The 658-nt window shown below is 64.4% G+C and carries 2 protein-coding genes; both read left to right on the forward strand.

Going from position 1 to position 658, the window contains the following annotated elements; genetic code table 11:
- Positions 1 to 165, forward strand: a 165-nt coding sequence (locus Mhypo_RS17840; RefSeq protein WP_147371386.1) for a helix-turn-helix domain-containing protein, incomplete at its 5' end; no start/stop codon positions are given.
- Positions 165 to 658: IS630 family transposase (locus Mhypo_RS17845; protein ID WP_119342536.1), on the forward strand; the 494-nt coding region annotated here is incomplete at its 3' end. The genes Mhypo_RS17840 and Mhypo_RS17845, both read left to right, overlap by 1 nt.

Consider the following 658-nt stretch of genomic DNA (forward strand, 5'->3'; position numbering starts at 1 on the left):
CGGAACGCCGCCGAGTGGCTCAGCCAGAGGCTGGGACGTCCTGTAGACCCGCGGCGGGCCTGGAGCTGGATGCGCCGCCTGGGCTTTGCTCCCCTGCGCCCAAGACCCCGCCATCGGCAGGCCGACCCCGAGGCGCAGGCAGCTTTCAAAAAAAACTCTTCCTGATGGTTCTCTTGTTGAAGCTGCTCTTCCCCTGGCTACAACTGGAGGTATGGGCTTTTGATGAGCACCGGCTGGGGCTCAAGCCCATCCGCCGACGGGTATGGGCCCTGCGCGGGAAGACGCCGCTGGCCCAGGAGCGGCCCCGCTATCGCTGGCTCTATGTGTATGCCTTCGTAAGACCGGGAACAGGGGAAAGCGAGTACTGGCTGCTGCCCTCGGTCTCGACAGAGGCTTTCAACCTGGTGCTATCCTCTTTCGCCCAGCTCAGTCGAGCCGGGGAGGGCAAGCTGGTTCTGCTGGTGTTGGATCGGGCGGGCTGGCACACCTCCAGGCAGACCCGGGTGCCGGAGGGTGTGGGCCTTTGTTTTCTGCCCCCCTACTCGCCTGAGCTGCAGCCCGTGGAACGAACCTGGGGGCTGATTGATGGGGTGGTGGCCAATGGGCAGGTGGAGGATGAAGAGGCACTGTGGAGCAAAGTGGAAGCCCGCTGTGCCTA

Origin of the sequence: Meiothermus hypogaeus, from assembly GCF_003574035.1 — a bacterium.
GTDB classification, from domain to species: Bacteria; Deinococcota; Deinococci; order Deinococcales; family Thermaceae; genus Meiothermus; species Meiothermus hypogaeus.